Source organism: Mesorhizobium sp. B1-1-5 (assembly GCF_006443065.1).
Lineage (GTDB): Bacteria > Pseudomonadota > Alphaproteobacteria > Rhizobiales > Rhizobiaceae > Mesorhizobium.
The window spans coordinates 1-26,772 of record NZ_VFWS01000067.1; the positions used below are offsets into that span (position 1 = coordinate 1).

Sequence of the window (26,772 nt, forward strand, 5' to 3'; positions counted from 1 at the left end):
TCGGCGAAGCCGAGACGGAGTGGGGGTCGACCAGCGCTACATAAGACAATGCATGCGCCAAGCTGCCATGCACGCTAGCGCCAGAGACAGCTGCTCGGAAATGTGTGCCGTAGCCCGTTTCACGGGGAGAAGGTGCCCGAAGAGCGGATGAGGGGCGGCGCCGACGTCTGAAGCTGCTCAGAGCCCCAGTTGCGCCCGCAGCTCCTCGGCGCTGTTGATGACGATCGCGCCGGCCGGGCCTTCCATCGGCGCCTCCGGCCAGAAGATCGTCTTCATGCCCGCCGCCAGTCCGGCCATGGCGCCTGTCAGGCTGTCGTCGACGGCAAAAGCATCCGCCGGATCGACGCCGGCGAGATAGGCGGCGCGCAGGAACGGTTCGGGAAGCGGCTTGCCGTCGATCACGTCGTTGCGGCTGACCGTCATCATGCCCGGATAGGTGAGGCCGACGGCGCGCAGATTGGCGTCGACGATCAGCCGGTCGGAGTTGGACACCACCGCCTGCTCGACGCCGAGCGCGCGCAATTCGTTGAACACCTCGATCGCGCCGGGGCGGGGCTTCAGCGTTTCGGCCAGCGGCAAATAGTGGTCGTATTTGCGCACGATCCAGTCGTCGAAAGGCAGGGCGAGGCCGAACTCGTCGCGCAGCATTTCGTAGACCGGCCATGCCGCGATGCCCAGCACGCGCTGATGCAGGTCGGGCGGCGGGGCGATGCCGACGCTGCGCAGCGCCGCCACAAGTGCCGCCTCGTGCAGCGGCTCGCTGTCGACCAGCGTCCCGTCCATATCCCAGAAAACGGCTTTCGGCACCATGCGCGGCTCCCTTCGCCGATCCCCTTAATCGGTTTCCCGGTGGAGATAAACCGTCCCGCCGGCAAATGGTTGGGCAAGCGGCGGATTGATCCTTCGGGGGTCGGGAAAGCTTCCAAGCAATTGCTCTTTCGATAGACAATTGCGCGTTGGCGCAATCGCTGTAAGCTATTGGCGCCCGTTTCAACATTCTTGCGGGCTGGGAGGCAGGACGTGAATTCGCGACAGGAAATCGGCAGCACCAGGTTGGACGACGCCGCGCGCGCCGGCTGGCTCTATTATGTTGCCGGCAACACGCAGGACCAGATCGCCGCCAAACTGGGCATCTCCAGGCAGACGGCGCAGCGGCTGGTATCGCTCGCCATGTCGGAGGGCCTGATCAAGGTGCGGGTCGATCATCCGATCGCCAACTGTCTGGACCTTGCCGCGCGGCTGAAGTCGCGTTTCGCCCTCGACCTTGTCGAAGTGGTGCCGAGCGATCCGACCTCGAGCTCGACGACGATCGGCATCGCCGAGGCGGCCGCGGCCGAGATCGAACGCCGGCTGCGCTCCGAGGCTCCCATCGTCATGGCGATCGGCACCGGGCGCACGCTGAAGGCGGCGATCGAGCAACTGCCGCCGATGGAATGCCCGCAGCACAAGGTCGTGTCGTTGACCGGCAACATCTCGCCCGACGGCTCGGCCGCCTTCTACAACGTCATCTTCACCATGGCCGACCGCGTCAAGGCGCGGTCCTTCCCGATGCCGCTGCCGGTCATTGCGTCCTCGCCGGAGGAGCGCGAGATGCTGCTCAACCAGCCGATGATCCAGCCTACATTGGCGCTGGCGGCCGAGGCCGATGTCACCTTCGTCGGCATCGGCGACCTCGGGCCCAAGGCCCCGCTCTACGAGGACGGCTTCATTTCCGAAAGCGAGTTGAAGGCGCTGCAGAAGGCCGGCGGCATCGCCGAGATCGTCGGCTGGGTGTACGACCGCGAAGGCCGCATGATCGAAGGCATCACCAACGATCGCGTGTCTTCCGCCGCGCTGCCGTCGCGGGAAAGGTCGCTGGTCATCGCTCTGGCCATGGGCGAACGCAAGCTGGCTGGCATCCTGGCCGCCGTCAACCGCCGGCTGGTCAACGGCCTCATCACCGACGAACGCACGGCCGAAGCACTGCTTGCCGGCTGATTGCCAATAAAAAGCGCCGGCTATTGCGAGCGGCCGCGCGGATCGTTGCCGTCGAGAAAACCCATGTCGCGCTGCAGATGTTCGGAAAATTCCCGGACATCGAGATAGCCGCGCCTGCGGCCCGAAAACCTTGCAAATTCCCGCACGAGCGTGAAAGACCAGCCTTGTGCCGGGGTGGAAACGAGCTTTTCCTGAACCGTGACCATGGTCGTCAGCCTTCGCTTGAGCAATTCCAGGAAAAGTGTGAGCGGTTTTCCGTCCGGAATTGCGTAAAATCAGAGAGTTAGAGCGATTTGCCGTTTCCGTGAAACGGCGAAGCGCTCTGGCGCTTGAACTGGATTGATCGTCGACCCCAAATATCGGTCTGGCCGGTTCGTGCTTCCAATCAAACCTCGATCATGACCCATAAGGAGGCCTTATGCCCGATCTCAGCTCTCCGCAGCTTGCGCCCCTGCCGCCGCTGCAGGCGATTCGGGTGTTCGAGGCGGTGGCCAGGCACCTATCCTTCACCAAGGCCGCGCAGGAGCTGGGCATGACCCAGGCGGCCGCGAGCTACCAGATCAAGCTGCTCGAGGAGCGTATCGGCGCGCCGCTGTTCCTGCGCCGCCCGCGGCAGATCGAGTTGACCGAGCCCGGCCAGCGCCTGGCGCCCGCCGTCAGCGAAGCCTTCGCCATTCTGGGCCAGGCCTATGCCGCGGCGCGCGGCGGCGCCGACGGCCTGCTCTGCATCACCACCGTGCTGACCTTTGCCTCGAACTGGCTGGCGCAGCATCTGGGAGCGTTCCAGCTCGCGCATCCGGCACTTGCCGTGCGGCTCGACACGTCGAGCCGCCTGACCGATTTCGCGCGCGAGGATGTCGATCTCGCCATCCGTTCCGGCGGCGGCAAATGGCCGGGCCTGGAGGCGCATAAGCTGCTCGATGCCGATTTCACCCCTATGCTGAGCCCCAAGCTCGCGGCGAGCATCGGCGGCGTCAAGGAGCCGGCGGACCTGTTGCGCCTGCCGATCCTCGACCCCGGCGACATCTGGTGGACGCAATGGTTCGAGGCCGCCGGCGTGACCGGGCATGACCTCGCCAAACGGCCGGGCTCCAGCATGGGCGCGCAGGCCTATGAAGCGAACGCGGCCATGGCCGGCCATGGCGTTGCGATCCTGACCCGGGCGTTGTTCAAAAACGAGATCGCCGACGGCCGCCTGGTCCAGCCCTTCGACCTGGTCGGCGACGACGGCCATGCCTATTGGCTGGTTTATCCAACGGCACGCCGCAACGTGCCGAAGATCCGCGCCTTCCGCGATTGGCTCCTGGCCGAGATCGCCTGCCCGTAAGCGAATCGACCTGACTTTCCTCCTCCCTAGGACACCGGCGCGTCGCCCGACCGGGGTCGCGCGGCGTCATTTCTGCTGCGCTGCAGCACAGATTCAGGCTTGACATAATTCACGCCAAGTGAGTAATTGCCCACAGCCAAGGCAAATGCTCATCTTGGTTTATGGGAGGAATTTGATGAAACTTCGCACGCTCACCCTGGGCCTGTTGTCGGCCAGCGCCCTCGCTTTCGCCGCGCATGCCGAATCCATCACCATCGCCACCGTCAACAATGGCGACATGGTCCGCATGCAGAAGCTGACGGACGACTTCACCAAGGCCAACCCCGACATCCAGCTCAACTGGGTCACGCTTGAAGAGAACGTGCTGCGCGAGCGCGTCACGACCGATATCGCCACCAAGGGCGGCCAGTACGACGTCATGACCATCGGCACCTACGAGGTTCCGATCTGGGCGAAGCAGAGCTGGCTCCTGCCGCTCGACAAGCTCGGCGACGACTATGACGTCAAGGACATCATCCCGGCCATCGCCGGCGGTCTTTCGGTCGACGGCAAGCTCTATGCCGCGCCCTTCTACGGCGAGAGCTCCTTCGTCATGTACCGCAAGGACCTGATGGAGAAAGCGGGCTTGAAGATGCCCGACGCGCCGACCTGGGACTTCATCAAGCAGGCCGCCGACAAGATGACCGACCGCGCCAACGGCGTGAACGGCGTGTGCCTGCGCGGCAAGGCCGGCTGGGGCGAGAATATGGCCTTCCTCACCGCCACGTCGAACTCCTTCGGCGCCCGCTGGTTCGACGAGAACTGGAAGCCGCAATTCGATCAGCCGGAATGGAAGAACACGCTGCAGTTCTATGTCGACCTGATGAAGGCCGACGGTCCGGAAGGCGCTTCGTCCAACGGCTTCAACGAGAACCTGGCACTATTCCAGCAGGGCAAGTGCGGCATGTGGATCGACGCCACCGTCGCGGCGTCCTTCGTCTCCGATCCGAAGGCCTCGCAGGTCGCCGACAAGGTCGGCTACGCGCTGGCGCCCGACAATGGCCTCGGCAAGCGCGGCAATTGGCTGTGGGCATGGTCGCTGGCGATCCCCGCCGGCACCCAGAAGGCCGATGCCGCCGAGAAGTTCGTCTCCTGGGCAACCAGCAAGCATTATGCCGAGCTGGTCGCTTCCAAGGAAGGCTGGGCCAACGTTCCTCCGGGCACGCGCTCCTCGCTTTACGCCAATCCGGAATATCAGAAGGCGGCGCCGTTCGCGAAGATGACGCTGGACTCCATCAACGCCGCCGACCCGACGCATCCGACGGTCAAGCCGGTGCCCTATGTCGGCGTGCAGTTCGTCGCCATTCCTGAATTCCAGGGCCTCGGCACCACTGTCGGCCAGCTCTTCTCGGCCGCCCTTGCCGGCCAGTCGAGCGTCGACGACGCGCTCAAGCAGGCTCAGGACGCCGCCACCGCGACGATGACCGAAGGCGGCTACATCAAGTAAGGCTCCTCCCGGTGCCGAACGCCGGTCGCCCATCATGACCGGCAAGGGGCCGCCCGAAACCCAGTTCGGGCGGCCACCTTCAAAATCGGGAAAATTCTGGCACAACGCTGAAAATCCGGCTGACATTGGGAGGGTGACCGTCATGGCTACTCAGCAAACCCGTTCGCTTGCCCGTTTCATGATGGCGCCATCGGTGATCCTGCTGTTTGTCTGGATGATCGTGCCGTTGCTGTTCACGCTGTGGTTCTCGTTCCTGCAATACAATCCGCTGAACCCGATCCGCGACGGCTTCGTCGGTCTCTCCAACTACAAGCTGTTCTACGACAATCCAGCCTTTTTCGCCGCTATTCTCAACACGCTGACCATCGTCGTGGCGGTCCTGCTGATCACCATCATCGGCGGCATTCTTCTTGCGCTGCTGCTCGATCAGCCGATCTGGGGCCAGGGGATCGTGCGAATCCTGGTCATCTCGCCGTTCTTCGTCATGCCGCCGGTCGCGGCGCTGGTCTGGAAGAACATGATCATGCACCCGCAATATGGCGTCTTCGCCGACATTGCGCGCTTCTTCGGCGCCCAGCCGATCGACTGGTTCGGGCAGCACCCGCTGACGGCGGTGATCATCATCGTCGCCTGGCAATGGTTGCCCTTCGCAACGCTGATCCTGCTCACCTCGCTGCAGTCGCTCGACGGCGAGCAGAAGGAGGCGGCCGAGATGGACGGGGCCGGCTTCCTCAGCCGCTTCTGGTATCTGACGCTGCCGCACATGTCGCGCGCCATCACCGTCGTCATCCTGATCCAGACGATCTTCCTGCTCTCGATCTATGCCGAGATCCTGGTCACCACCAATGGCGGCCCGGGCTACGCCTCCACCAACCTGCCCTTCCTCGTCTATCAGAAGGCGCTGCTGGAGTTCAAAATCGGCCAGGCCTCCGCCGGTGGCGTGATCGCCGTCATTCTCGCCAACATCGTTGCCTTCTTCGCCATGCGCGCCGTCGGCAAGAACCTCGACAAATAGGGGGAGACGATGCCGCTTGCGCTGAACCGCCCCCACTCCGTCCCGCTGCGCGGGACACCTCTCCCCCGGGCCGGGGGAGAGGAAACGCCTGCATCGAAGCCGCGCCCTTCCTCTACCCCGTCGAACGGGGGAGAGGTGGTTTGCGCAGCAAACCGGAGTGGGGGTCGACCCTGCCGCCAACATCGCCGATACGGGAGGACCTGACATGGCACGCGCAGTCACCACCCAGCACAAGACCATTGCCACGGCCGCGGCCTGGATCGTCGCCCTGCTGATTTTCTTTCCGATCCTTTACACGATCATCACTTCGTTCAAGTCCGAGCAGGAGGCGATCCAGGGCTTTGCCCTGATCCCGTCCGGCACCACGGAAAGCTACGCCGAGGTGCAGGCGCAGAGCGGTTATTTCAAGTTCTTCCTGAACTCGGTGATCCTCTCGGTCGGCTCGACCATCCTGGCGCTGCTGATCGCGGTCCCGGCTGCATGGTCTATGGCCTTCTCGCCGACCAAGCGCACCAAGGACATCCTGATGTGGATGTTGTCCACCAAGATGATGCCGGCCGTCGCGGTGCTGTTCCCGATCTACCTGATCTTCCGCGACACCGGCCTGCTCGACAGCCGCATCGGCCTCACCGTGATGCTGATGCTGATCAACCTGCCGATCGTGGTCTGGATGCTTTACACCTACTTCCGCGAGATCCCGGGCGAGATCCTCGAGGCGGCGCGCATGGACGGCGCCTCGCTGTGGAACGAGATCATCTATGTGCTGACGCCGATGGCGGTGCCCGGCATCGCCTCGACCATGCTGCTCAACATCATCCTGGCCTGGAACGAGGCGTTCTGGACCATCCGGCTCACCACCACCAATGCCGCCCCGCTGACGGCCTTCATCAGCTCCTTCTCCAGTCCGCAAGGCCTGTTCTGGGCAAAGCTTTCTGCGGCCTCGACGTTGGCGATCGCGCCGATCCTGATCATGGGCTGGTTCAGCCAGAAGCAGCTGGTGCGCGGCCTTACCTTCGGCGCCGTGAAGTAACAACGCCCAAGCGGCGGACGACGAAGACCATCCCCGGGAGGAAGCCATGGGAAACATCACGCTCAAGAACGTCTCCAAGTCCTTCGGGTCGACGGTGATCATTCCGGACATCGACCTCAATATCGAGGACGGCGAGTTCGTCGTGTTCGTCGGCCCATCGGGTTGCGGCAAGTCCACGCTGCTCAGGCTGATCGCCGGGCTCGAGGACACCAGCGGCGGCACCATCAGCATCGACGGCCGCGACGTCACCCGCGAGGCGCCGGCCAAGCGCAAGCTTGCCATGGTGTTCCAGTCCTACGCGCTCTATCCGCATATGACGGTCGCCAAGAACATCGCCTTCCCGTTGAAGATGGCCGGCGAGGACCAGGCGACCATCGACAGGAAGGTGAAGGACGCCGCGCGTGTCCTCAACCTCACCAATTATCTCGAGCGCCGCCCAGGCCAGCTGTCCGGCGGCCAGCGCCAGCGCGTCGCCATCGGCCGCGCCATCGTGCGCCAGCCCTCGGCCTTCCTGTTCGACGAGCCGCTGTCCAACCTCGATGCCGCGCTTCGCGGCACCATGCGCCTGGAGATCAGCGAGCTGCACCATCAGCTGAAGACGACGATGATCTACGTCACCCATGACCAGGTCGAAGCCATGACCATGGCTGACAAGATCGTCGTGCTCAATGCCGGCAATATCGAGCAGGTCGGCTCGCCGATGGAGCTTTACAAGACGCCGAAGAACCTCTTCGTCGCCGGTTTCATCGGCTCGCCCAAGATGAACCTCATCGAAGGCGCGCCGGCCGACAAATATGGCGCCAAGACCATCGGCATCCGGCCCGAGCATCTCAACATCTCGACCACGGCCGGCGACTGGAAGGCGACGGTGGGCGTTGCCGAGCATCTCGGCTCCGACACCTTCCTGCACGTTCAGGCGGACGGCATCGGCACCGTCAATGTGCGGGCCGACGGCGAGGTCGCGGTGAGGCACGGCGATACCGTCTATCTGACCCCCGACAAGACCAAGCTCCATCGCTTCGGCGCCGACGGCAAGGCGCTGGTGCAGTGAGGTTGAAAGGCAAATCGGCGCTGATCACCGGATCGGCGCGCGGCATCGGCAGGGCCTTCGCCGAAGCCTATGTTCGCGAAGGCGCGACGGTGGCGATTGCCGACATCGACCTGGAAGCCGCGCAAGCGACGGCGAAAGCGATCGGTCCTGCCGCTTATGCAGTCCGGCTCGACGTTACCAACCAGGCTTCGATCGAGGCAGCGGTGAAGGCGGTCGAGGCCAAGACCGGCGGCCTCGACGTGCTGATCAACAACGCGGCGATCTTCGACCTGGCGCCGATCGTCGAGATCACCAAGGCAAGCTACGAAAAACTGTTCTCCGTCAATGTCGCCGGCACGCTGTTCATGCTGCAGGCGGCTGCCCGTTCGATGATAGCGCGTGGCAAAGGCGGCAGGATCATCAATATGGCGAGCCAGGCCGGCCGGCGCGGCGAGCCGCTGGTCGCGGTCTACTGCGCCACCAAGGCCGCCGTCATCTCGCTGACGCAGTCGGCCGGGCTCGACCTGATCAAGCATCGCATCAACGTCAACGGCATAGCGCCGGGTGTCGTCGACAGCGACATGTGGGACCAGGTCGATGCGCTCTTCGCAAAATATGAGAACCGGCCCAAGGGCGAGAAGAAGCGGCTGGTCGGCGAAGGCGTGCCTTACGGCCGCATGGGCAAGCCGGAAGATCTCGCCGGCATGGCCGTGTTCCTCGCCAGCGACGAGGCCGAATACATTGTCGCCCAGACCTACAATGTCGACGGCGGCCAATGGATGAGTTGAGGGGGAGGCGCTTCTCTTCTTTCCTCCGGAGAAGACGCCATGGGGCAGATGAGGGGCAGCATACTGGAATACCGGGTGTTGCCCCTCATCCTCGCCATCCGCAGGAGGCGGAACAGTCGGGCGGCAGATCGGCCAAAGGGTAAATGAGATGACCGTGAAACTCTCTTCCTCGAACCTCGCCATGCTGCCGGCCAAGGTCGCCGGCCCGAACTATGACCGCTCCACCCTGAAGGCGGGCATCGTCCATTTCGGCGTCGGCAACTTCCACCGCTCGCATCAGGCGGTCTATCTCGACGACCTGTTCGGCACCGGCGAGGGCCACGACTGGGCGTTGATCGGCGCCGGCGTGTTCGAAGGCGAGAAGATCGGCCGCTCCAGGCTCGAGGAGCAGGATTGGCTGACCACGGTGGTTGAGCAGGATCAGGGTCATATGAGCGCCCGCGTCACCGGCGCGATGATCGATTTCCTGATGCCCGGCGATGCGGCCGCGACCATCGAGCGGCTTGCCGATCCGGCGATCAAGATCGTGTCGCTGACCATCACCGAGGGGGGCTATTTCATCGACCCGGCTTCCGGCAGGTTCAACCCGGCCCATCCCGATATCGTCGCCGACGCGCAGCCGGGTGCCACGCCTAAGACCGTCTTCGGCATCATCCTTGCCGGGCTGCTGCGTCGGCGCGCCGACGGCATCGTGCCGTTCACCGTCATGTCCTGCGACAACATTCCCCATAACGGCCACGTCACCTCCGACGGCGTCATCGGCCTTGCGCGGCTGATCGACGAGGACCTCGCCAAATGGGTGGAGGACACGGTCGCCTTCCCGAATGGCATGGTCGATCGCATCACCCCTGCCACCACCGACCGCGAGCGCAAGATCCTCGCCGACGATTTCGGGCTGGAGGACAATTGGCCGGTGTTCTGCGAGCCGTTCAAGCAATGGGTGCTGGAGGACCGTTTCACCGCCGGCCGCCCAGCGTTGGAAAAGGTCGGCGTGCAATTCGTCGACGACGTCTCGCCTTACGAGCTGATGAAGATACGCATCCTCAATGGCGGTCACGCCACGATCGCTTATCCGGCCGGGCTGATGGACATCCATTTCGTGCATGAAGCCATGCAGGAGCCGCTGGTGCGCGCCTTCCTGTCGAAGCTCGAGCATGACGAGATCATCCCGACCGTGCCGCCGGTGCCGGATACGGATCTGGAGGACTACTATCAGCTCATCGAGCGGCGCTTCTCCAATCCCAAGATCGGCGACACCATCCGCCGGCTTTGCCTCGACGGCTCCAACCGTCAGCCGAAATTCATTATCCCGACGATCGCCGACCGGCTGAAGACGGGCGACGGCGCCGCCGGCCTCGCGCTGGAATCGGCCCTGTGGTGCCGCTACTGCTTCGGCACCACCGACAGCGGCGCCGTCATCGAGCCGAACGACCCGAGCTGGGACCGCATGCAGGCGATCGCGAAGGCGGCCAAGGACGATCCGCAGGCATGGCTGGCGATGGAGGACATCTATGGCGATGTCGGCCGCTCGTCCGTCTTTGCCGAGGCCTTCGCCCATGCCTTGAAGACCCTGTGGGCGCACGGCGCGCGCGAAACCCTGACGCGCTACCTCGCCGGCAAGCTCTGAAAGCGCCGGACGCAGCAGCCATGACGCCGGAACTGGTCATCTTCGACTGTGACGGCGTGCTGGTCGACAGCGAGGCGCTTTCGGTCTCGGCGCTGCTCGGCATGATCGAGCTCGCCGGCGGCACGGTGAGCGAGGATGCCGCCTACGAGCATTTCCTGGGCAAGAGCATGAAGAGCGTACGCGAGATCCTCGGCCGCGATTTCGGGCTCGAGATCAGCGACCGGCATCTGACCGCCATGCGCGTCGACCTGATGCGCAAATTCCGCGAGGAGTTGAAGCCGATTCTCGGCGTCGAGGAATTGCTGCCGAAGCTCGGCCGGCCCTTCTGTGTCGCCTCGTCCGGCACGCTGGAACGCATCCGCTATGCGCTCGACGTCACCGGCCTGCTTCCGCTATTGGAGCCGCATCTGTTCAGCGCCAGCATGGTCGAACGCGGCAAGCCAGCGCCTGACCTTTTCCTCCACGCCGCCGCAAGTATGCAGGCGCGTCCTCGCAATTGTCTGGTCATCGAGGACAGCCCGGCCGGCGTCGCCGCCGCCCGCGCGGCGGGCATGTACGTCTTTGCCTTCACGGGCGGCTCGCATGCCTCCAATCCCGCCCTCAAGGCGCGGCTTGCGTCGACGGAACCGGACTTTATATTCGCTGACATGCTGCAATTGCCCGATTTGATTGCAGGCCTGGGAGCGAGAGAAAAAGCATCTTGATCAAGAGTTTCGTTTGCGCGGTCGATGTCGGCACCGGAAGCGCCCGCGCGGGCATTCTCGACGCGCGCGGCAACCTGCTCGGCCGCGCCGATCATCCGATCGCCATGCATCAGCCCAAGCCCGATCACGCCGAGCATGATTCGGAAGATATCTGGTCGGCGGTGTGCAAATCCGTGCGGTCCGCGCTCCAAAAATCCGGCGTCGCCGCCGGCGATATCGCCGGAATCTCTTTCGACGCGACCTGCTCGCTGGTCGCGCGCGACAGGCAAGGCGGCCAGCTCAGCGTCTCGGTCACCAGCGAGAAGCGCTGGGACACGATGGTCTGGCTCGATCACCGCGCCATCGCCGAAGCCGATGAATGCACCGCAAGCGGTCACGCCGTGCTCGATTATATCGGCGGCGTGATGTCGCCGGAGATGGAAACGCCGAAGCTGATGTGGCTGAAGCGTCATCTGCCGAGGACATGGAATGAAGCCGGCTATCTATTCGACCTTGCCGATTTCCTGACCTGGAAGGCATCGGGCTCGCTCGCCCGCTCGCAATGCACGCTGACGGCGAAATGGACCTATCTCGCGCATGAGGAAAAGAGCTGGCGGCGTGATTTCTTCGAGTTGGTCGGCCTCGACGATCTTTTCGAGCATGGCAATCTGCCGGAGAAGGCAAGCCCGGTCGGCGCCGATATCGGTCCGCTGACGACGAAGGCCGCCGCCGAGCTCGGCCTGACCGAAAAATGCCGGGTGGGGGCCGGCGTCATCGATGCCTATGCCGGCGCGCTCGGCGTTTTGGGCGGTTTTGCCGGCGACGAGAGGAACATCAGCCGGCATCTGGCGCTGATTGCCGGCACCTCGTCCTGCGTCATGGCGATGTCGCCCGACCCGCAGCCCTTTGCCGGCGTCTGGGGTCCCTATTTCGGCGCCGCATTGCCGACGCTGTGGCTGTCTGAAGGCGGCCAGTCGGCCACCGGCGCGTTGCTCGACCACATCATCCGCTGGCATGGCGCCGGCGGCGAGCCGGACGCGGCCATGCATATGAAGATCGCAAGGCGCGTCGCCGAGCTGCGCGCCGAGGACGGCGATACGCTGGCGGCAAGGTTGCATGTGCTGCCGGATTTCCATGGCAACCGTTCGCCGCTGGCCGACCCACATGCGGTCGGCGTCATCAGCGGCCTGACGCTCGATTCCTCCTTCGACAGCCTGTGCAAGCTCTACTGGCGCACCGCCGTCGGCATCGCGCTCGGCGTGCGCCATGTGCTCGAGGCGCTGAACGAGAACGGCTATCTGATCGACACGCTGCATGTCACCGGCGGCCACACCAAGAACCCGCTTTTGATGGAGCTCTATGCCGACGCCACCGGCTGCACCGTGGTCGAGCCGCTGGCCGACGAGGCGGTGCTGCTCGGCACCGGCATGGTGGCGGCGACCGCCGCCGGGATCTACCCTGACCTCAACGCGGCCTGTGTCGCGATGCAGCAAGGCGGCCGCACGCGCGCGCCCAACAAGCAAGCCGGCGCCCGCTTCGACCGCGACTACCGAATATTCCTGGAAATGCACCGCCAGCGGCAGGCGCTCGACGCGATCCGCTGATGCTGGAACATCGCCCTACTGCTTGCGCAACGACGCGCCCGACGTCGCGTCAAACAGGTGAATGCTTTCCTCGTCGAAGCTGTAGCGCACCGACGCGCGCAACTCCGGGCATTCGCGGGCCGGCACCAGCACGCTGATCTCCTTGCCGCCGGAGCCGAACGTCACCAGCGCGTCATTGCCGTGGAACTCGATGAGATCGGCGGTGCCTTGCAGCAGGTTTGCTGCGCCGGCTTGCGCCGTCTTCAGATCCGGAGGCCGGATGCCGAGCATCACGCGATCGCCATGCCGCAGGTGGAAGTCGCCGCCCTGCAGCGACAGCACCGTCCCCGCGCCGGTCAGCGTCCAGCCATCCTTGCCCTTGCCGACCGTCACCTCGAAGAAATTCATGTTCGGCGTTCCGATGAAGCCGGCCACGAACAGATTGCCTGGGCGGCGATAGATCTCCGCCGGCGAGCCGATCTGCTCGATCACGCCGTCCTTCAGAAGCACGATGCGGTCGGCCAGTGTCATCGCCTCGAGCTGGTCATGCGTGACATAGACGGTGGTGGTCTTCAGCGACTGGTGCAGCCTGGCGATCTCGACGCGCATATGGTTGCGCAGCTTGGCATCGAGATTGGAGAGCGGCTCGTCGAACAGGAACACTTTCGGCGTCTTGATCATGGCGCGCGCGATCGCCACGCGCTGCTGCTGGCCGCCGGACAGCTCGGTCGGCTTACGGCCGAGATAGGGTTCCAGCCCGAGTGTCCGGGAGACCGCCTCGACCCGCTTCCTGATCTCCGCCGCCGGTACCTTCTGCCGCTTCAGTCCGAATGCGACGTTGTCGAAGATGGTCATATGCGGATAGAGCGCATAGTTCTGGAACACCATGGCGATGCCGCGGTCGCCCGGCTCGAGATCGTTCACCACCTTGCCGCCGATCGACACCTCGCCGCCGCTGATATCCTCCAGCCCGGCCAGCATCCGAAGAAGCGTGGACTTGCCGCAGCCGGACGGACCGAGGAACACGACGAACTCATGCTCTTCGATCGCGAGGTTGAGGTCGCGGATGACGGTCGTGGCGCCATAGGCCTTGTCGACATGGGAGCAAACGATCGCGGACATCTTTATCCCTTCTCGCCGGTCAGCAGGATCTGCAGCTTGACGTCCTGCGGCCTGCCTTGCGCTGCGCGCTCGAACGCCTTGATGCTCTCGGAGAAATCATAGGTGCCGGTGATCAGCGGCTTGAGGTCGACCTTGCCGGAGGCGATGAGCTGCAAAGCGCGGTCGAAGATGTTGGCGTAGCGGAACACGGTCTCGATGCGCACTTCCTTGGAAATTGCCGCCGGCACGTTGAGCTCGACAGTCTCCACCGGCAGCCCGACCAACACCACCGCGCCGCCCGGCCGCACCACGTCGAACAAATTGGCGAAGGCCTTCGGGCTGCCGCTCGCCTCGAACACGATGTCGGCGCCCCAATTGTCGGTCGCCGCCCGCACCGCATCGACCAGCGACTGCTCGCCGATATTGACCGGCACGATGCCGGCATATTGCGCGGCGATCTCAAGCTTGGGTGCTGAAAAGTCGGAGATCAGCACCTTGGAGCAGCCGCCGGCGAGCGCGGCGAGCGCAATCATGATGCCGATCGGGCCGCAGCCGACGACGACGGCGACATCGCCGGGCACGATGCGGGCGCGCGCCGCCGCCTGCATGCCGATGGCAAAGGGCTCGACCATCGCGCCCTCGGCGAAGGAGACATTATCCGGCAATTTGTAGGTGAAGGCCGCCGGATGGACGGCGTAAGGCGCGAGCACGCCATGCACCGGCGGCGTTGCCCAGAAGCGGACGTCCGGGTCGACATTGTAGATGCCGAGCTTCGTCGCGCGCGATGAAAGGTTCGGCACGCCTGGCTCCATGCAGACGCGGTCGCCGACCTTCAGGTTCGTGACATTGGCGCCGACCTCAACGATCGTGCCTGACGCTTCATGGCCGAGCACCATGGGCTCACGAACTATGTAGCTGCCGATGGCGCCATGCGTGTAGTAATGCACGTCGCTGCCGCAGACCCCGACCGTGTGGATGGCGATCTTGACGTCGTCCGCTCCGACGTCTTGCGGCAACGCGATCTCGCGCAGCGACAGTTCGCCTTTTTTCTCAAGCACCAGTGCCCGCATCGGGTATCCTCGCATCAACTTTTCTTTTGCCGGAAAACGGAATTTAGGAAGCCGCTCAAAACGCCGAGGAATAAAAGCGGCGGCAGCGACAAAAGCACGACCGAGGCATTGAGAATTCCCCACGGCACGTTCATGCCTTGCTGGGAGAGCTCGGAAGCCACGATCGGCAGCGTCTTGGCGTTGGAGCTCGACAGCATCAGCGCGATCAGGAACTCGTTCCAGACCAGCACGAAGCTGAAGGCGATGGCGCCGATCAGCGAGCGCGCCGCGACGGGAAGCGCGATCCGCCAGAAGACGGCATAAGCACCGTAACCGTCGACGAAGGCCGCCTCCTCGATCTCCTTCGGCACGCCCTGGAAGGCGGGAATGGCCAGCCACATGATCACCGATATGGTGAGCAGCGAATAGGTGACGATCAGCGCCGGCAAAGTGTCGTAGAGCCCGACCTGCAGCCAGATCACCATCAGCGGGATGGCCACCGCCACCGGCGGCAGGAAGCGCAGCGACAAGACGAAGAACTGGATGTCGCCGGCAAAGCGGTTGGGATAGCGCGCTACCGCATAGGCCGCCGGCAGCCCGAGCACGACGCCGATCAGCACCGCCGAACCGCAGGCAACGACCGAGTTGTAGAGCCCGGTCAGCACGCTGTCGCGGCCGAGGATATAGCCGATGTTGGCGAGCGTCGGCGTGAAGATCACCTTCGGCACCCGCGTGATGATGTCGACATTGTTCTTCAGCGCGTTGAGCGCCGTCCACAGAAGCGGGAACACGGCCAGGAATCCGGCCAGCGCCAGGATGGCCTTGGCGACCAGGCGGCCCGGTCTTATCGGATAGGGCTTCATGCCTGCACCCGCTTCCACAGCATGGTGAAGGTGATGACCGTCGCGATCATCATCAGCACCGCCATGGCCGATGCGTAGGAGACCTTGCCGGACTCGATGAAGCCTTGCGAGAAGGCGTACATGTCGAGCGTTTCGGTCGCGACGCCCGGCCCGCCGCGCGTCATCACATAGATCAGGTCGAAGGAGCGCAGCGACTCGATCATCTTGACGAACATCAGGCTGATCAGCGGCGCCTTCAGCATCGGCAAGGTGACATAGGCGTGGATCTGCCAGCGCTTGGCGTGGTCGAGCCTGGCCGCCTCGATCGGTTGCGGCGGCAACGTTTCAAGCAGCTTCAGCACGATGACGGCGAAGAACAGCCCCCATTGCCAGACGTCCACCGAAGCGACGGCGAACAATGCGGTGCCCGGCTTGGATAGCGGATCGAAGATCAGCCCGCCGGTGACGAGCCGGTAGGGATAGGTGGCGATGCCGTAGAGCGGGTGATAGGCGAATTTCCACACGAAGGCGGCCGAGACGCGCGGCAAAAGCACCGGGATGATGAACAGGAGGCAATAGAAATTGCGCAGGCGTGGACCGGCGACTTCGAACATCAAGACGCCCAGCCCGATCGCCACCACCATCGTCGCCACCACGGTGACGACCTCCCATTTCACCGAAACCCAGACGGCGTTGAGGAAGCGGCGGTCGAGGAAGAGATCGGCGAAGTTCGAGAACCACACCCAGGAGTAACCGGTCGTGCTCAGCTCGCGGTTCTGCAAGGCGATCACGATGGCGTAGAGCGTCGGCACCATCGACAGCACCAGGAGGATGGCGAGGGTAGGAACCAGAAATGTGACCGGCAGGGAAGATCGTCGGCGCATTGCCTATCCTTGGATTTTTACTGCTGTCTGGTGAAGGTCCCGCGGCGCGCAGGTTCCGGCATTCGTCCGAATGCCGGAACCTGCGCGCCGCGGGTGGGAGGATTACTTCTTCTTCACCAGCTCGTTGGCATAGGCCTCGAGCTCGTTGAGGCCGCCCTTGATGTCGGTGCGGGTGCCGGTGACCAGTTCCTCGAGGATGATACCCCAGCGGTCGCCGAGATCCGGCCAGCGCGGATCCTGCCAGAAGTTCACCGCCGTCACCTTGCCGGTGTCGGCCAGCGCCTTGCCGAGGTCGGCGCCGTAGATGTCGGCGAATTCCTTGCTGGAGAGGACGCTGGTGCGGTTGAGCTCGCCGAACTGATGCGCATCGAGCCGGCGCTTCTCATTCTCCTTCGAGGTCGCCCAGGCGATGAACAGGCCGGCGCATTTCTTCGCGGCGTCATCCGCATTGGCCTTGGTGCCGATGGCAAGGCCATGCCCGTAGCCGCCGCCCGGCAGCGGCGAGGGCGGTGGCAGGAAGCCGACCTCGCCGACCACCTGCGAGGTCTTCGGGTCCACCGCCATGCCCGACAGCGGCGTCGATTCGACGAGGATGGCGACCTGGCCGGAGAGGAAGGCGCCGGTCGATTCATCCCAGCTGCCGGTCTGCGTGCCGGGGGCCGAGTCCTTGAACAGCTTGAGATAGGTCTCCGTCGCCTTGACGGCGGCGTCCGAATTGAAAGCCGGCTTGTCGCCGTCGAACCACTTGCCGCCATAGGCCTTGAAGAAAGGCATCCAGCGCCAGACATTGGCGCCCGAGCCGCGCGCGCCGCGCAGCGCGATGCCGTACACGCCCTTGTCGGCATTGGTCAGCTTCGGCACGTCGGCGATCAGCTCGTCCAGCGTCTTGGGCGGCTGGATGCCGGCGGCCTCGAGCACGTCCTTGCGGTAGACCATCAGGTCGCCGCCGCCGGTCAGCGGCGCGAACCAGACCTTGCCGTCATAGGTGGCGACCTTCTGGCGGCCCGGATCGAAATCGGCGAAATCGTATTCAGCCGGATAATAATCGGTCAGCGGCACGATCCAGCCCGAGGAGGCGAACAGCGCCACGTTGGCCTCGTCGACATAATAGACATTGTAGTTGCCGACGGTCGAGGCGTCGGCGCGCGACTTGGCGCGGCGGTCGTTCTCGTTGAGATAGTCGATCTGGAACGAGGCGCCGGACAGCTTCTTGAACTCGTCCTTGGAGTCCTCCAGAAGCGTCAGCCCGTCGCGTGGCTGCGCCAGCACCTTGACCGGCGCCGAGCAGACCGGCGCTTGCGCCAGTGCTGCGGTTGATACGGAAGCGGTAAGCACGAACGCTGCACCGAGGCTGGCAGCAAGCCGGTTTGAATTCATTGGTTTTTCTCCTCCAGGAACACTCGCGAAAGCGGCAGGTCCTCGGACTGAGCGATCCTCACCGTCGCCCGGTCGACTTTCCACCCGCCGCCAAAATGAGCAGTTGGAAAGGTAGAGACTAGAAGCCCCGTTGCAGCAGACCTGTACTTTTATGCATTGTGCGGCGCAAAAAAATGGCGCCGTCAGAGTCTGCCCGTCACACGAGTATCAGCTCCATCAAGCGCAGCCGCTTCCGGCTCGATCAGGCCCGCAGCGTCAGCCGCTGCCGCGACAGCTTGCGGTAGGATGACGGTGTCATCTTGTGCTTGCGCAGGAAGGCGCGGTTGAAGTTCGAGATGTTCATATAGCCGACCTGGAAGCAGATGTCGGTGATCGGGATATCGGTATCGGCAAGCAGCTTGCAGGCCTGCCAGAGCCTGAGCTTGGCGACATGGTCGCTGAACGAGTTGCCGGTGTTCTTCTGGAAAAAGCGCGAGAAGGTGCTTTCACTCATGCCGGCTAATTGAGCCACGTCGGGCAGCTTCAGGTCCTCGGCAAAGTGCTGGAACAGATAGGTCAGCGAGCGCTGGATAATATCCAGCGATTCCGCGTCGAGAAGCGGGGAAAAATCCGGAGAGGACAAAAGCTCGTATTCCTGGGTGGTGGCCAGAAGGTCCAGCAGCTCGAGGAACATGCGCAATCTGGGCAATCCGTGCACCTCCCCCATTCTTTCCATCAGCTCGGCGCCGTCGAGCGCCGTCTGGCCGTGGAAGACCATGCCGCGCAGCGAGCGTTCCAGGAACGGCTCCAGCTCGCGCAGCTCCGGCAGCAGCCCCGACGAGCCGCGCAGCCGCTCGGCATCGAATTGCAGCACGATATCGCGGCCTTCGATCAGCTCGCCGGGCTGCACCGCCGTCACCCAGTCATGCGGCAGCCCGCCGCCGACGATGGTCAGATAGCCCGGCCCGAACTCGCCGATATGGTCGCCGACCAGCACGACGCCGGACGATTTCCTGAGCAGATGGATCTCGTATTCGGGATGGAAGTTCCAGACATTGCGCTCCCACGGATAATCGTCCAGCCGCCACAGGAAACTGTCGCTGGCCTCGGTCACGATGTGCTCGAAGGCAGGCACCGTGCGCGGAATCGCGGCCGTATTCTTTCTGCGCCTGAACGGCATTCGTTCCTCCCGGCATGGCGGCCGGCTGCATATGCCCGGGCATCCGTAGCAGCCCAAGGCCGGCAAATGAAAGAGGCGTCGCGGAATCCCGGTTTCGCCTGGATCAATCGCTAGCTGCGCCTCGTCCCTTGCCAAGATGTCGCATTTCGTTCACAAGGCGACGCAAATGGCGCCATTTTGCGCCGTGCGGCTTCCGGCCCTTTGGCCGACGCGCCGTGTTCTGAAAGAGCGGAACAATGTCTGCGATCGAAGCCGGCGCTCGCGCGCCGGAAAACCTTTGGCGTCAGGAAATCATGGCGACGATCGGGCTCGCCTGGCCGATGGTGCTGACCAATCTCGGCCAGACCGCCATGACCGCGACCGACGTCATGATGATGGGCCGCCTCGGGTCCGACACGCTCGCCGCCGGCGCGCTCGGCTCCAACCTCTATTTCATGCCGCTGATCTTCGGCCTCGGCCTGATGCTGGCCACCTCGCCGATGATGGCGACCGAGCTCGGCCGTCGCCGCCATTCGGTGCGCGACCTGCGCCGCACCGTGCGCCAGGGCCTGTGGCTGGCGATCCTCATCTCGATCCCGATCTGGATTTTTCTCTGGCATGGCAAAGCGGTGCTTTTGGCCATGGGCCAGAAGCCGGAGCTCGCGCATCAGGCAGGCGTCTACCTGCGCTGGCTGCAATGGGCTGTGCTGCCCTTCTATGGCTACATCGTGCTGCGCTCCTTCATCTCGGCCCTGGAGCGGCCGGGTTGGGCGCTGATCATCGTTTTCGTCGCGGTCGCCAGCAACGCCTTCTTCAACTGGGTGTTCATGTTCGGCAATCTGGGCGTCAAGTCGATGGGCATTGCCGGCTCCGGCCTCGCCACCGCTCTGTCCAGCACGCTGATGTTCATTGGCCTGGCGGCGGTGGTGATCAAGGAGAAGAAGTTCCGCCGCTACCGTCTGTTCGGCCGCTTCTGGCGCTCCGACTGGCCGCGCTTCCGCGGCCTGCTCAGGCTCGGGCTGCCGATCGCCGGCATCCTCGCCTTCGAGGTGACGATCTTCAATGCGGCGGCCTTGCTCATGGGCCTGATCGATGCGGATTCGCTGGCCGCGCATGCCATCGCCATCCAGATCGCCTCGATCTCGTTCATGGTGCCGCTCGGCCTCAACCAGGCGGTGACCGTGCGGGTCGGCCTGGCGCATGGCGCCGGCAATCCGGAAGGTGTTTCGCGCGCCGGCTGGACCGCCTTCGTCATCGGCGTCTCGTTCATGGCGCTGATGGGCCTGGTGATGATCCTGTGGCCGCATGCGCTGATCAGCGCCTTCATCGATCTCACCGATCCCAAGAACGCTAGAGTGATCACGCTTGCCGTGTCGTTCCTGGTGTTTGCAGCGCTTTTCCAGATTTTCGACGGCGCCCAGGCGGTGGCCGCCGGCATGCTGCGCGGCCTGCACGACACCAAAGTGCCGATGATCTACGCCGCGATCGGCTATTGGGGCGTCGGCCTGCCGCTCGGCGTGCTGCTCGCGTTCCATTTCGGCTTCAACGGCGTCGGCATCTGGATCGGCCTGGCATCGGGGCTGGCCGTGGTGGCGGCGCTGCTCCTGGCGCGCTGGCTCCGGCGCGACCGCATCGCGCCGGCACTGTCCTTCGGGCATTGATCGACAAAGGCTGCCGGTCAAGCCGGCGGCCTTTTCGCGGCTCAGCGCGCCCCTGCACGCTTCTCCAGCCGCCGTGAATATTGCGTCAGCGGGAAGCACATGACGAAGAAGATCAGTGCCACCAGCCCGTAGACCTTGAACGGCTCGAAGGTCGCGTTGTTGATGGCATTGGAGGTCCTGACCAGTTCCTCGAAGCCGATGATCGAGGTCAGCGCCGTCGATTTGATGAGCTGCACCAGGAAGCCGACGGTCGGCGCGCGGGTGATCGCGAAGGCCTGCGGCAGGATGATGAGCCTCAGCTCCTGCAGATAGTGCAGCCCAAGGCTGGCGCCGGCGTCCCATTGGCCGCGCGGCAGCGCGTCGACGCCGCCGCGCCAGATCTCGGCCAGATAGGCGCTGGCGAAGAAGGTCAATCCGAGCGCCGCTGCCGTCCACGGTTCGATGCGCAACCCCAGCATCGGCAGGCCGAAGAACATCAAAAAGAGCTGCATCAAAAGCGGCGTGCCCTGGAAGAGCGCGATGTAGCCCGAGGCTATCCGTTTGACCCATTTGTTCTTGGCGATGCGAAAGAACAGCACCGCCAGCCCGACCAGCGCGCCGCCGACGAAGGCTGCGAGCGACAACAGCACCGTCCAGCGCGCGGCGAGCAGCAGGTTGCGGACGATGTCCCAGAAGGTGAACTCGATCATGACACGCCGGCCCCCAGAACACGGCGGCCGCCGCCGACCAGCAGCCGGCGCAGCCCCATAGACAGGCCGAGATAGACCATCGTCACCACGAAATAGGTCTCGAAGGCGCGAAAAGTGCGCGCCTGCAGCATGTCGGCCTCGTAGGTCAGTTCGCGCACCGCGATCTGCGAGACCACGGCCGATTCCAGCATCATGATGACGATCTGGCTGGTCAGCGCCGGGTAGATCACCTTCAGCGCCTGCGGCAGCACGATCTTGATGAACACCTGGCGGGGCCTGAGGCCGAGCGCCAGCGCGGCTTCACTCTGGCCGCGCGGCACGGCGTCGAGCCCGGCGCCGACGATCTCGATCGTATAGGCCGCCATGTTGAGCGTCATCGCCAGTACCGCGGCCAGGATCGGGTCGAGCCTGACGCCTAGGCTGGGCAGCCCGAAGAAGATGAAGAACAGCTGCACCAGGAATGGCGTGTTGCGCATCACCTCGACATAGATGCCGATCGCCAGCTGAAGCGGCTTGGGGCCGTTTCTCTTGCCGGCGGCGCCCAGGATGCTGAGGAACGTGCCCGCCAGCGTGGTGACGGCGATCAGAAGGATCGTCGTCGCCGCGCCGCGCGTGATCGCGCCCACGGCGCCCGCAAGCCAGCCGAAGTCCAGGCTGTAGCCCATGGCGATTGACCTTGTTGGAACAGTCGGAGCGGCTCAGCGCTTGTCGTGGCTGGGCCGCCCTCGAGATCAATCCTTGAGGTTGTCCGGATTGAGCGGCGTCTTCAGCCAGGCCTTCGAGCTCTCGTCAAGCTTGCCGTCGGCCAGCATCTTGGCGACGGCGTCGTTCACCGCCTTCTTCAGCCGGTCCTCGTTCTTGTTGAGGCCGATATGCGAAGGCGAGGTGAGCAGCTGGAACTTCTGCTCCGGCTTCAGCGCGTCCTGCTTGGCAAGCACCTGCGCCCCGACATCGTTGCCGACGACCATCAGCTGGGTCTGGCCGGAGATGAAGGCCTGGATGACGGAATTGTAGTTGTCGAAACGGCGGATGTCGGCGGAAGTCGGCGCTGCCTGGGTCAGCGAAGTGTCCTCCAGCGTGCCGCGATTGACGGCGATCGACTTGTCGGCGAGGTCTTCCTTGCCTTTGACGGCAAGCTCGGCCGGGCCGATGACGGCGATGTAATAGGGCGCGTAGGGGGCGGCGAAATCGATCACCTGCTCGCGCTCCTTGGAGTAGCCGACGCTCATCAATATATCGACGCGCTTGTCGGTGAGATAAGGGATGCGGTTCTGGCCGGTGACGCTGACCAGGTTGAGCTTCACCTTGAGTGAATCGGCGATCGCCTGCGCGACGTCGATGTCATAGCCCTTGATGCTCATATCGGCGCTGGCCGAAGAGAACGGCGGGAAGTCCGAGAAGATGCCGACATTGATGGCGCCGGCCTTGGTGATGTCGTCGACGGCGTCGGCCTTCGCTTGCGTGGCGAGGCCGGCGGCGCCGAGCATGACGGCCGCCGTGATGGCGGATTTCAGTGCGTTGCGAAGTAACATTGTTATTCCCCTGCTGGAAGCTTGTTGTTGAAACCGGCCGCCGGCTCCAGCGCGGCGGCCGTGTTGGTAGAGCAATTCCGGAAGACGCGTTTTTTCATCTGGAATTGCGCGAGGCATTAGCCTTTCTTGATCGCCGGACTGAACACCATCAGGCTCAGGATCTCGAACAGGACCTGGGCGCCGACATGGGCGGTGTTGGTGGTCGCGTCATATTGCGGCGCCACCTCGACCACGTCGCCGCCGACGATGTTGAGGCCCTTGAGGCCGCGCAGCAATTCGAGCACCTCGCGCGTCGTCAGCCCGCCGACTTCCGGCGTGCCGGTGCCGGGCGCGAAGGCCGGATCGATGCTGTCGACGTCGAAGGAAATGTAGGTCGGGCCGTCGCCGACGATTTTGCGCGCCTTCTCGATGATTGCCGGTATGCCGAGCCCGGTCACTTCCTCGGCATGCACGACCGTCATGCCGGACTCGTAGGTGAATTCCCACAGATATTCGGCCGAGCCGCGAATGCCGATCTGGATCGTGCGCGAGGGATCGAGTACGCCGTCCAGAACCGCATTCCGGAACGGTCCGCCGTGGTGGAACTTGGTCATGTCGAACAGCCCGCTGGTGTCGCAATGGGCGTCGATATGGATCATACCGACCGGTGCCTTTTTGCCGACCGCCTTCAGGATCGGATGGCTGATCGAATGGTCGCCGCCGACCGAGAGCGGCAGCACGCCGGCATCGACGATTTGGTTGGTGCGCTTTTCGATGTCCTCATGGCTGATCTCCAGCCGATAGCGGCTGCGGAACGGCGTGTCGCCGATATCGGCGACGCGAAGCTCATGCGTCGGCGCGCATTCCAGCACATGATTGTAGGGGCCGATGCGCTCGATGGCGCGCAGCGCGCGCGGCCCGAAGCGCGAGCCGGGACGGTTGGTGACGCCGAGATCCATCGGCACGCCCATCATCGCCACCTGCAAGTCGCCGAAATCCGGATTGTCGGCCGCGATCTCGCGGTAGGGCGCGGCAAGGAAGGTCGGGATGCCGGAGTAGGGGGCGAGCCGGGTGCCCGACTTGTTGAAGATCTTGTCGGCGACCTTGCGGAATTTCGGGTCGAACATCTCGCCGCCATGGCTCTCGCCATATTTGCGGCGCAACGCTTCGAGCTTGCCGCGATCGTAACCCATGTCCGGTCCTCCTCTCTTGCCTGCCTATAGCGCTGCCCGCATGGACGATTTGCCAAGCCAGCCTGTTGTCCGGCTGGATCGTTGCCCGCCGCTGCGCTGCGATTCCACGTCTGTTGAAGCTGTTCCGGACAAAAGTGTCGGGCAGCCGCATTGAAAAATCAATTGATATTGTTAGGGTCTCGGCTGTGAGAAAATCTCACAAACCAGGAGCCCCTCCATGGCCAAGCGCCTGCCGCCGCTGAACCCGTTGCGCGCCTTCGAAGCCGCGGCGCGGCACGCCTCGCTGACCAAGGCGGCGGGTGAGCTGAACGTCACCCATGGCGCCGTCAGCCATCAGATCAAGGCGCTGGAGCAGTCGCTGGGTGTGAAGCTCTTCGAGCGCACCGGTCAGCGCGTGAAGCTGACGCCGCATGGCGCCGAATTCCTGCCGGCGGTATCGGCCGCCTTCGACGGCATTGCCGCCGCCACCCAGCGCATGACGCGGCCGGCAAGCGCCGGCGCGCTGTCGGTCTCCTGCGTCCCGGCGCTGCTCTTGCTCTGGATGACGCCGCGGCTCGGCTCCTTCACGGCGCAATATCCGGACATCCAGCTGACGCTGATCCCGTCCAACGATCCCAAAGACATCCGCGCCGCGGATATCGACGTCTGCGTGCATTATGGCGACGGCAGCTGGAGCGACTGCTGGATACGCAAATGGTCGGGACTGGAGCTCTTCCCTGTGGTCAGTCCGACGCTGATCAACAATCGCCCGATCCGCAGCGTCCGCGACCTCGCCGACCACGTCTTCCTGCATGGCGACGATGGCCGTGAATGGCATACCTGGCTGGCCGCCGCCGACGCGCTCGATCTGGAGCGCGGCCGCCGCCACCGTCTGGGCGATGCGCGCATGGCGACGGAGGCCGCCGTTCACGGTCATGGCGTGGCGCTTGGCGATTCCGTCACCGCGCGCGCGTTGCTCGCCAGGGGCATGCTCGTCGCGCCCTTCAGTTTGTCGGTGCCGGCGGTCGACGATTTCTACGTCGTCTGCCGCAACGAGATGCGCTCGGCGCCCATCGTCCAACTCTTCATCGACTGGCTGTTCGCCGAGAAGGAACAGGACGAGGGCCGCGCCGGCGCGCCCGTGGCCGGCCGCGTGCCGAGCCGCAGAAAACGCCCCGCCCTCAAGGTCATAGGCACCAGGACCGCGTCCTGACGGCTGGACTTGCAAAGCTGCTTTTTGTCGGGCCAGCTTGCAAAGCAGCAAGCGCGTTCGGAAATACGGTGCTAAGAGGCAGTTGCTAAAGCAATTCCGTGCAACGGGGTTCCGTCCGGAATTGATCGAACAAGGATTTGAAGCGTGACGCCCGCGTTTCCGTGCGTTGTGCTTTGTGGGTGAGCGAGCATGGCAAAGACCGATATAGCGCGGCGCGTCTACAACCACACCTGGAAGCTCGACCCGATCGTCCGCAGCCTGCTGGACACCGACTTCTATAAGCTTCTGATGCTGCAGATGATCTGGGGCATGTATCCCAAGGTCGATGCCATCTTCACGCTGATCAACCGCACCACCTCGGTGCGCCTCGCCGACGAGATCGATGAGCAGGAACTGCGCGACCAGCTCGACCACGCTCGCACCTTGCGTTTTTCCAAGAAGGAGATGATCTGGCTGGGCGGCAATAATTTCTATGGCCGCAAACAGATCTTCGAACCTGAATTTTTGGCCTGGCTGGAAGGTTTCAGGCTGCCCGATTATGAGCTCACCAGGCGCGACGGCCAATATGAGCTCTCCTTCCCGGGCCCGTGGATGTACACCACGCTCTGGGAGATCCCGGCTTTAGCCATTATCAACGAGCTGCGCTCGCGGGCGGCGATGCGCTCCTTCGGTCCGTTCGCGCTCGACGTGCTCTATGCCCGCGCCAAGGCCAAGATGTGGGCCAAGACCGAGCGGCTGAAGGCGCTGCCCGGCATCCGCATCTCCGACTTCGGCACAAGACGCCGCCATTCCTTCCTGTGGCAGCGCTGGTGCGTCGAGGCGCTGAAGGAAGGCATCGGCGATGCCTTCACCGGCACCTCCAACGTGCTTTTGGCCATGGACAACGACCTCGAGGCTTTGGGCACCAATGCGCACGAACTGCCGATGGTCTTCGCGGCGCTTGCCAATTCCGAGGAGGAAATGCGTGAAGCGCCCTACAGGGTGCTGCAGGACTGGCAGCGCTATTATGGCGGCAATCTCCTGATCGTGCTGCCCGACACTTTCGGCACGGCCGCGTTCCTGCGCGATGCGCCGGACTGGATCGCCGACTGGACCGGCTTCCGGCCGGACAGCGCGCCGCCGATCGAAGGCGGCGAGAAGATCCTCTCCTGGTGGCGCGAGAAAGGCAAGGATCCCAAGCAGAAGCTGCTCATCTTCTCCGACGGCCTGGAGGTCGAGACCATCGAGGAGACCTACAGGCATTTCCGAGGCAAGGTGCGGATGTCCTTCGGCTGGGGCACCAACCTCACCAACGATTTCGAGGGTTGCGCGCCGACCGAAACCAAGAGCCTCGACGCCATCTCGCTCGTCTGCAAGGTCAGTGAGGCCAATGGCCGGCCGGCGGTGAAGCTGTCGGACAACCCCGCCAAGGCGACCGGGGACGAGAAGGAGATCAAGCGGTATCTGAGGATTTTTGGCGAGAAGGGCCGGGTGGAGCAGCTGGTGAAGGTGTAGAGGGGCTGGCGGTGGGGCTGCCACGCAACACAGCAAAATTGGATAGGCTGAGTTCCTTCGCGCCCCCCTCTGTCCTGCCGGACATCTCCCCCTCT

General features: G+C 64.0%; 25 protein-coding genes. 13 read left to right on the forward strand and 12 right to left on the reverse strand.

Annotated elements, in window-relative coordinates; all coding sequences use genetic code 11:
- Positions 1-177 precede the first annotated feature (177 nt).
- A complete protein-coding gene (locus FJ980_RS19335) occupies positions 178-810 on the reverse strand; it encodes an HAD family phosphatase (protein WP_140545417.1) in 633 nt (210 codons plus the stop codon).
- Between the two features lie 210 nt (positions 811-1,020).
- Between FJ980_RS19335 and FJ980_RS19340 the strand changes: the two genes are divergently transcribed.
- Positions 1,021-1,977, forward strand: a complete 957-nt coding sequence (locus tag FJ980_RS19340; protein WP_140545418.1) for a sugar-binding transcriptional regulator — start codon at positions 1,021-1,023, stop codon at positions 1,975-1,977.
- A 20-nt stretch (positions 1,978-1,997) separates the two neighbouring features.
- Here the strand turns inward: FJ980_RS19340 and FJ980_RS19345 are convergent, their stop codons facing one another.
- Positions 1,998-2,183, reverse strand: a complete 186-nt coding sequence (locus FJ980_RS19345) for a hypothetical protein (protein WP_140545419.1) — start codon at positions 2,181-2,183, stop codon at positions 1,998-2,000.
- 212 nt (positions 2,184-2,395) lie between these two features.
- Between FJ980_RS19345 and gcvA (FJ980_RS19350) the strand changes: the two genes are divergently transcribed.
- From gcvA (FJ980_RS19350) to FJ980_RS19390, 9 genes are all read left to right on the forward strand, one after another.
- On the forward strand, positions 2,396-3,304 hold the full coding sequence (gene gcvA / locus FJ980_RS19350; protein ID WP_140545420.1) for a transcriptional regulator GcvA: 909 nt from the start codon (positions 2,396-2,398) through the stop codon (positions 3,302-3,304).
- Between the two features lie 175 nt (positions 3,305-3,479).
- Complete coding sequence (locus FJ980_RS19355; protein WP_140545421.1) at positions 3,480-4,790, forward strand: sugar ABC transporter substrate-binding protein; 1,311 nt, start codon at positions 3,480-3,482, stop codon at positions 4,788-4,790.
- A gap of 142 nt (positions 4,791-4,932) precedes the next feature.
- Complete coding sequence (locus FJ980_RS19360; protein ID WP_140545422.1) at positions 4,933-5,805, forward strand: sugar ABC transporter permease; 873 nt, start codon at positions 4,933-4,935, stop codon at positions 5,803-5,805.
- A gap of 205 nt (positions 5,806-6,010) precedes the next feature.
- Entirely contained in the window at positions 6,011-6,835 is an 825-nt protein-coding gene (locus tag FJ980_RS19365; protein WP_140545423.1) for a carbohydrate ABC transporter permease, read from the forward strand.
- 46 nt (positions 6,836-6,881) lie between these two features.
- Entirely contained in the window at positions 6,882-7,886 is a 1,005-nt protein-coding gene (locus tag FJ980_RS19370; RefSeq protein ID WP_140545424.1) for an ABC transporter ATP-binding protein, read from the forward strand.
- A complete protein-coding gene (locus tag FJ980_RS19375) occupies positions 7,883-8,653 on the forward strand; it encodes an L-iditol 2-dehydrogenase (RefSeq protein WP_140545425.1) in 771 nt (256 codons plus the stop codon). Before FJ980_RS19370 ends, FJ980_RS19375 begins: the two co-directional genes overlap by 4 nt.
- A 148-nt stretch (positions 8,654-8,801) precedes the next feature.
- Entirely contained in the window at positions 8,802-10,280 is a 1,479-nt protein-coding gene (locus FJ980_RS19380) for a mannitol dehydrogenase family protein (protein WP_140545426.1), read from the forward strand.
- Between the two features lie 20 nt (positions 10,281-10,300).
- Positions 10,301-10,984, forward strand: coding sequence for an HAD family hydrolase (locus tag FJ980_RS19385; RefSeq protein ID WP_140545427.1), 684 nt, complete (start codon positions 10,301-10,303; stop codon positions 10,982-10,984).
- Entirely contained in the window at positions 10,981-12,567 is a 1,587-nt protein-coding gene (locus tag FJ980_RS19390; protein ID WP_140545428.1) for an FGGY-family carbohydrate kinase, read from the forward strand. The genes FJ980_RS19385 and FJ980_RS19390 overlap by 4 nt, the downstream gene beginning before the upstream one ends.
- 15 nt (positions 12,568-12,582) lie before the next feature.
- Here FJ980_RS19390 and ugpC read toward each other — a convergent pair whose 3' ends face one another.
- From ugpC to FJ980_RS19420, 6 genes are all read right to left on the reverse strand, one after another.
- Positions 12,583-13,668: a sn-glycerol-3-phosphate ABC transporter ATP-binding protein UgpC gene (ugpC, locus tag FJ980_RS19395; RefSeq protein ID WP_140545429.1), complete on the reverse strand. Its 1,086-nt coding sequence runs from the start codon at positions 13,666-13,668 to the stop codon at positions 12,583-12,585.
- Between the two features lie 2 nt (positions 13,669-13,670).
- The gene (locus FJ980_RS19400) at positions 13,671-14,717 is read right to left on the reverse strand and encodes an NAD(P)-dependent alcohol dehydrogenase (protein WP_140545430.1); all 1,047 of its coding nucleotides are present in this window, start codon (positions 14,715-14,717) and stop codon (positions 13,671-13,673) included.
- A 14-nt stretch (positions 14,718-14,731) separates the two neighbouring features.
- Positions 14,732-15,559 carry a carbohydrate ABC transporter permease gene (locus tag FJ980_RS19405; RefSeq protein ID WP_181181256.1) on the reverse strand — a complete coding sequence of 276 codons (828 nt, stop codon included), beginning with the start codon at positions 15,557-15,559 and terminating at the stop codon, positions 14,732-14,734.
- A complete protein-coding gene (locus FJ980_RS19410) occupies positions 15,556-16,422 on the reverse strand; it encodes a sugar ABC transporter permease (RefSeq protein ID WP_140545432.1) in 867 nt (288 codons plus the stop codon). Before FJ980_RS19410 ends, FJ980_RS19405 begins: the two co-directional genes overlap by 4 nt.
- Positions 16,423-16,524: 102 nt before the next feature.
- Positions 16,525-17,799, reverse strand: a complete 1,275-nt coding sequence (locus FJ980_RS19415) for an extracellular solute-binding protein (RefSeq protein WP_140545433.1) — start codon at positions 17,797-17,799, stop codon at positions 16,525-16,527.
- A gap of 241 nt (positions 17,800-18,040) precedes the next feature.
- Positions 18,041-18,958: an AraC family transcriptional regulator gene (locus FJ980_RS19420; RefSeq protein WP_140545434.1), complete on the reverse strand. Its 918-nt coding sequence runs from the start codon at positions 18,956-18,958 to the stop codon at positions 18,041-18,043.
- A gap of 236 nt (positions 18,959-19,194) precedes the next feature.
- Between FJ980_RS19420 and FJ980_RS19425 the strand changes: the two genes are divergently transcribed.
- Positions 19,195-20,598, forward strand: a complete 1,404-nt coding sequence (locus FJ980_RS19425) for an MATE family efflux transporter (RefSeq protein WP_140545435.1) — start codon at positions 19,195-19,197, stop codon at positions 20,596-20,598.
- A 41-nt stretch (positions 20,599-20,639) separates the two neighbouring features.
- Here the strand turns inward: FJ980_RS19425 and FJ980_RS19430 are convergent, their stop codons facing one another.
- The 4 genes from FJ980_RS19430 to speB form a co-directional block, all read right to left on the reverse strand.
- Positions 20,640-21,287, reverse strand: a complete 648-nt coding sequence (locus FJ980_RS19430) for an amino acid ABC transporter permease (protein ID WP_140545436.1) — start codon at positions 21,285-21,287, stop codon at positions 20,640-20,642.
- Entirely contained in the window at positions 21,284-21,952 is a 669-nt protein-coding gene (locus FJ980_RS19435) for an amino acid ABC transporter permease (protein ID WP_140545437.1), read from the reverse strand. Before FJ980_RS19435 ends, FJ980_RS19430 begins: the two co-directional genes overlap by 4 nt.
- Before the next feature lie 66 nt (positions 21,953-22,018).
- Positions 22,019-22,819, reverse strand: coding sequence for a transporter substrate-binding domain-containing protein (locus FJ980_RS19440; RefSeq protein ID WP_140545438.1), 801 nt, complete (start codon positions 22,817-22,819; stop codon positions 22,019-22,021).
- 116 nt (positions 22,820-22,935) lie between these two features.
- Positions 22,936-23,991, reverse strand: a complete 1,056-nt coding sequence (speB, locus tag FJ980_RS19445; protein WP_140545439.1) for an agmatinase — start codon at positions 23,989-23,991, stop codon at positions 22,936-22,938.
- A gap of 217 nt (positions 23,992-24,208) precedes the next feature.
- Here speB and gcvA (FJ980_RS19450) point away from each other — a divergent pair, with 217 nt between their 5' ends.
- A complete protein-coding gene (gcvA, locus tag FJ980_RS19450; protein WP_140545440.1) occupies positions 24,209-25,183 on the forward strand; it encodes a transcriptional regulator GcvA in 975 nt (324 codons plus the stop codon).
- A 189-nt stretch (positions 25,184-25,372) separates the two neighbouring features.
- The gene (gene pncB / locus FJ980_RS19455) at positions 25,373-26,677 is read left to right on the forward strand and encodes a nicotinate phosphoribosyltransferase (RefSeq protein ID WP_140545441.1); all 1,305 of its coding nucleotides are present in this window, start codon (positions 25,373-25,375) and stop codon (positions 26,675-26,677) included.
- Positions 26,678-26,772 lie beyond the last annotated feature (95 nt).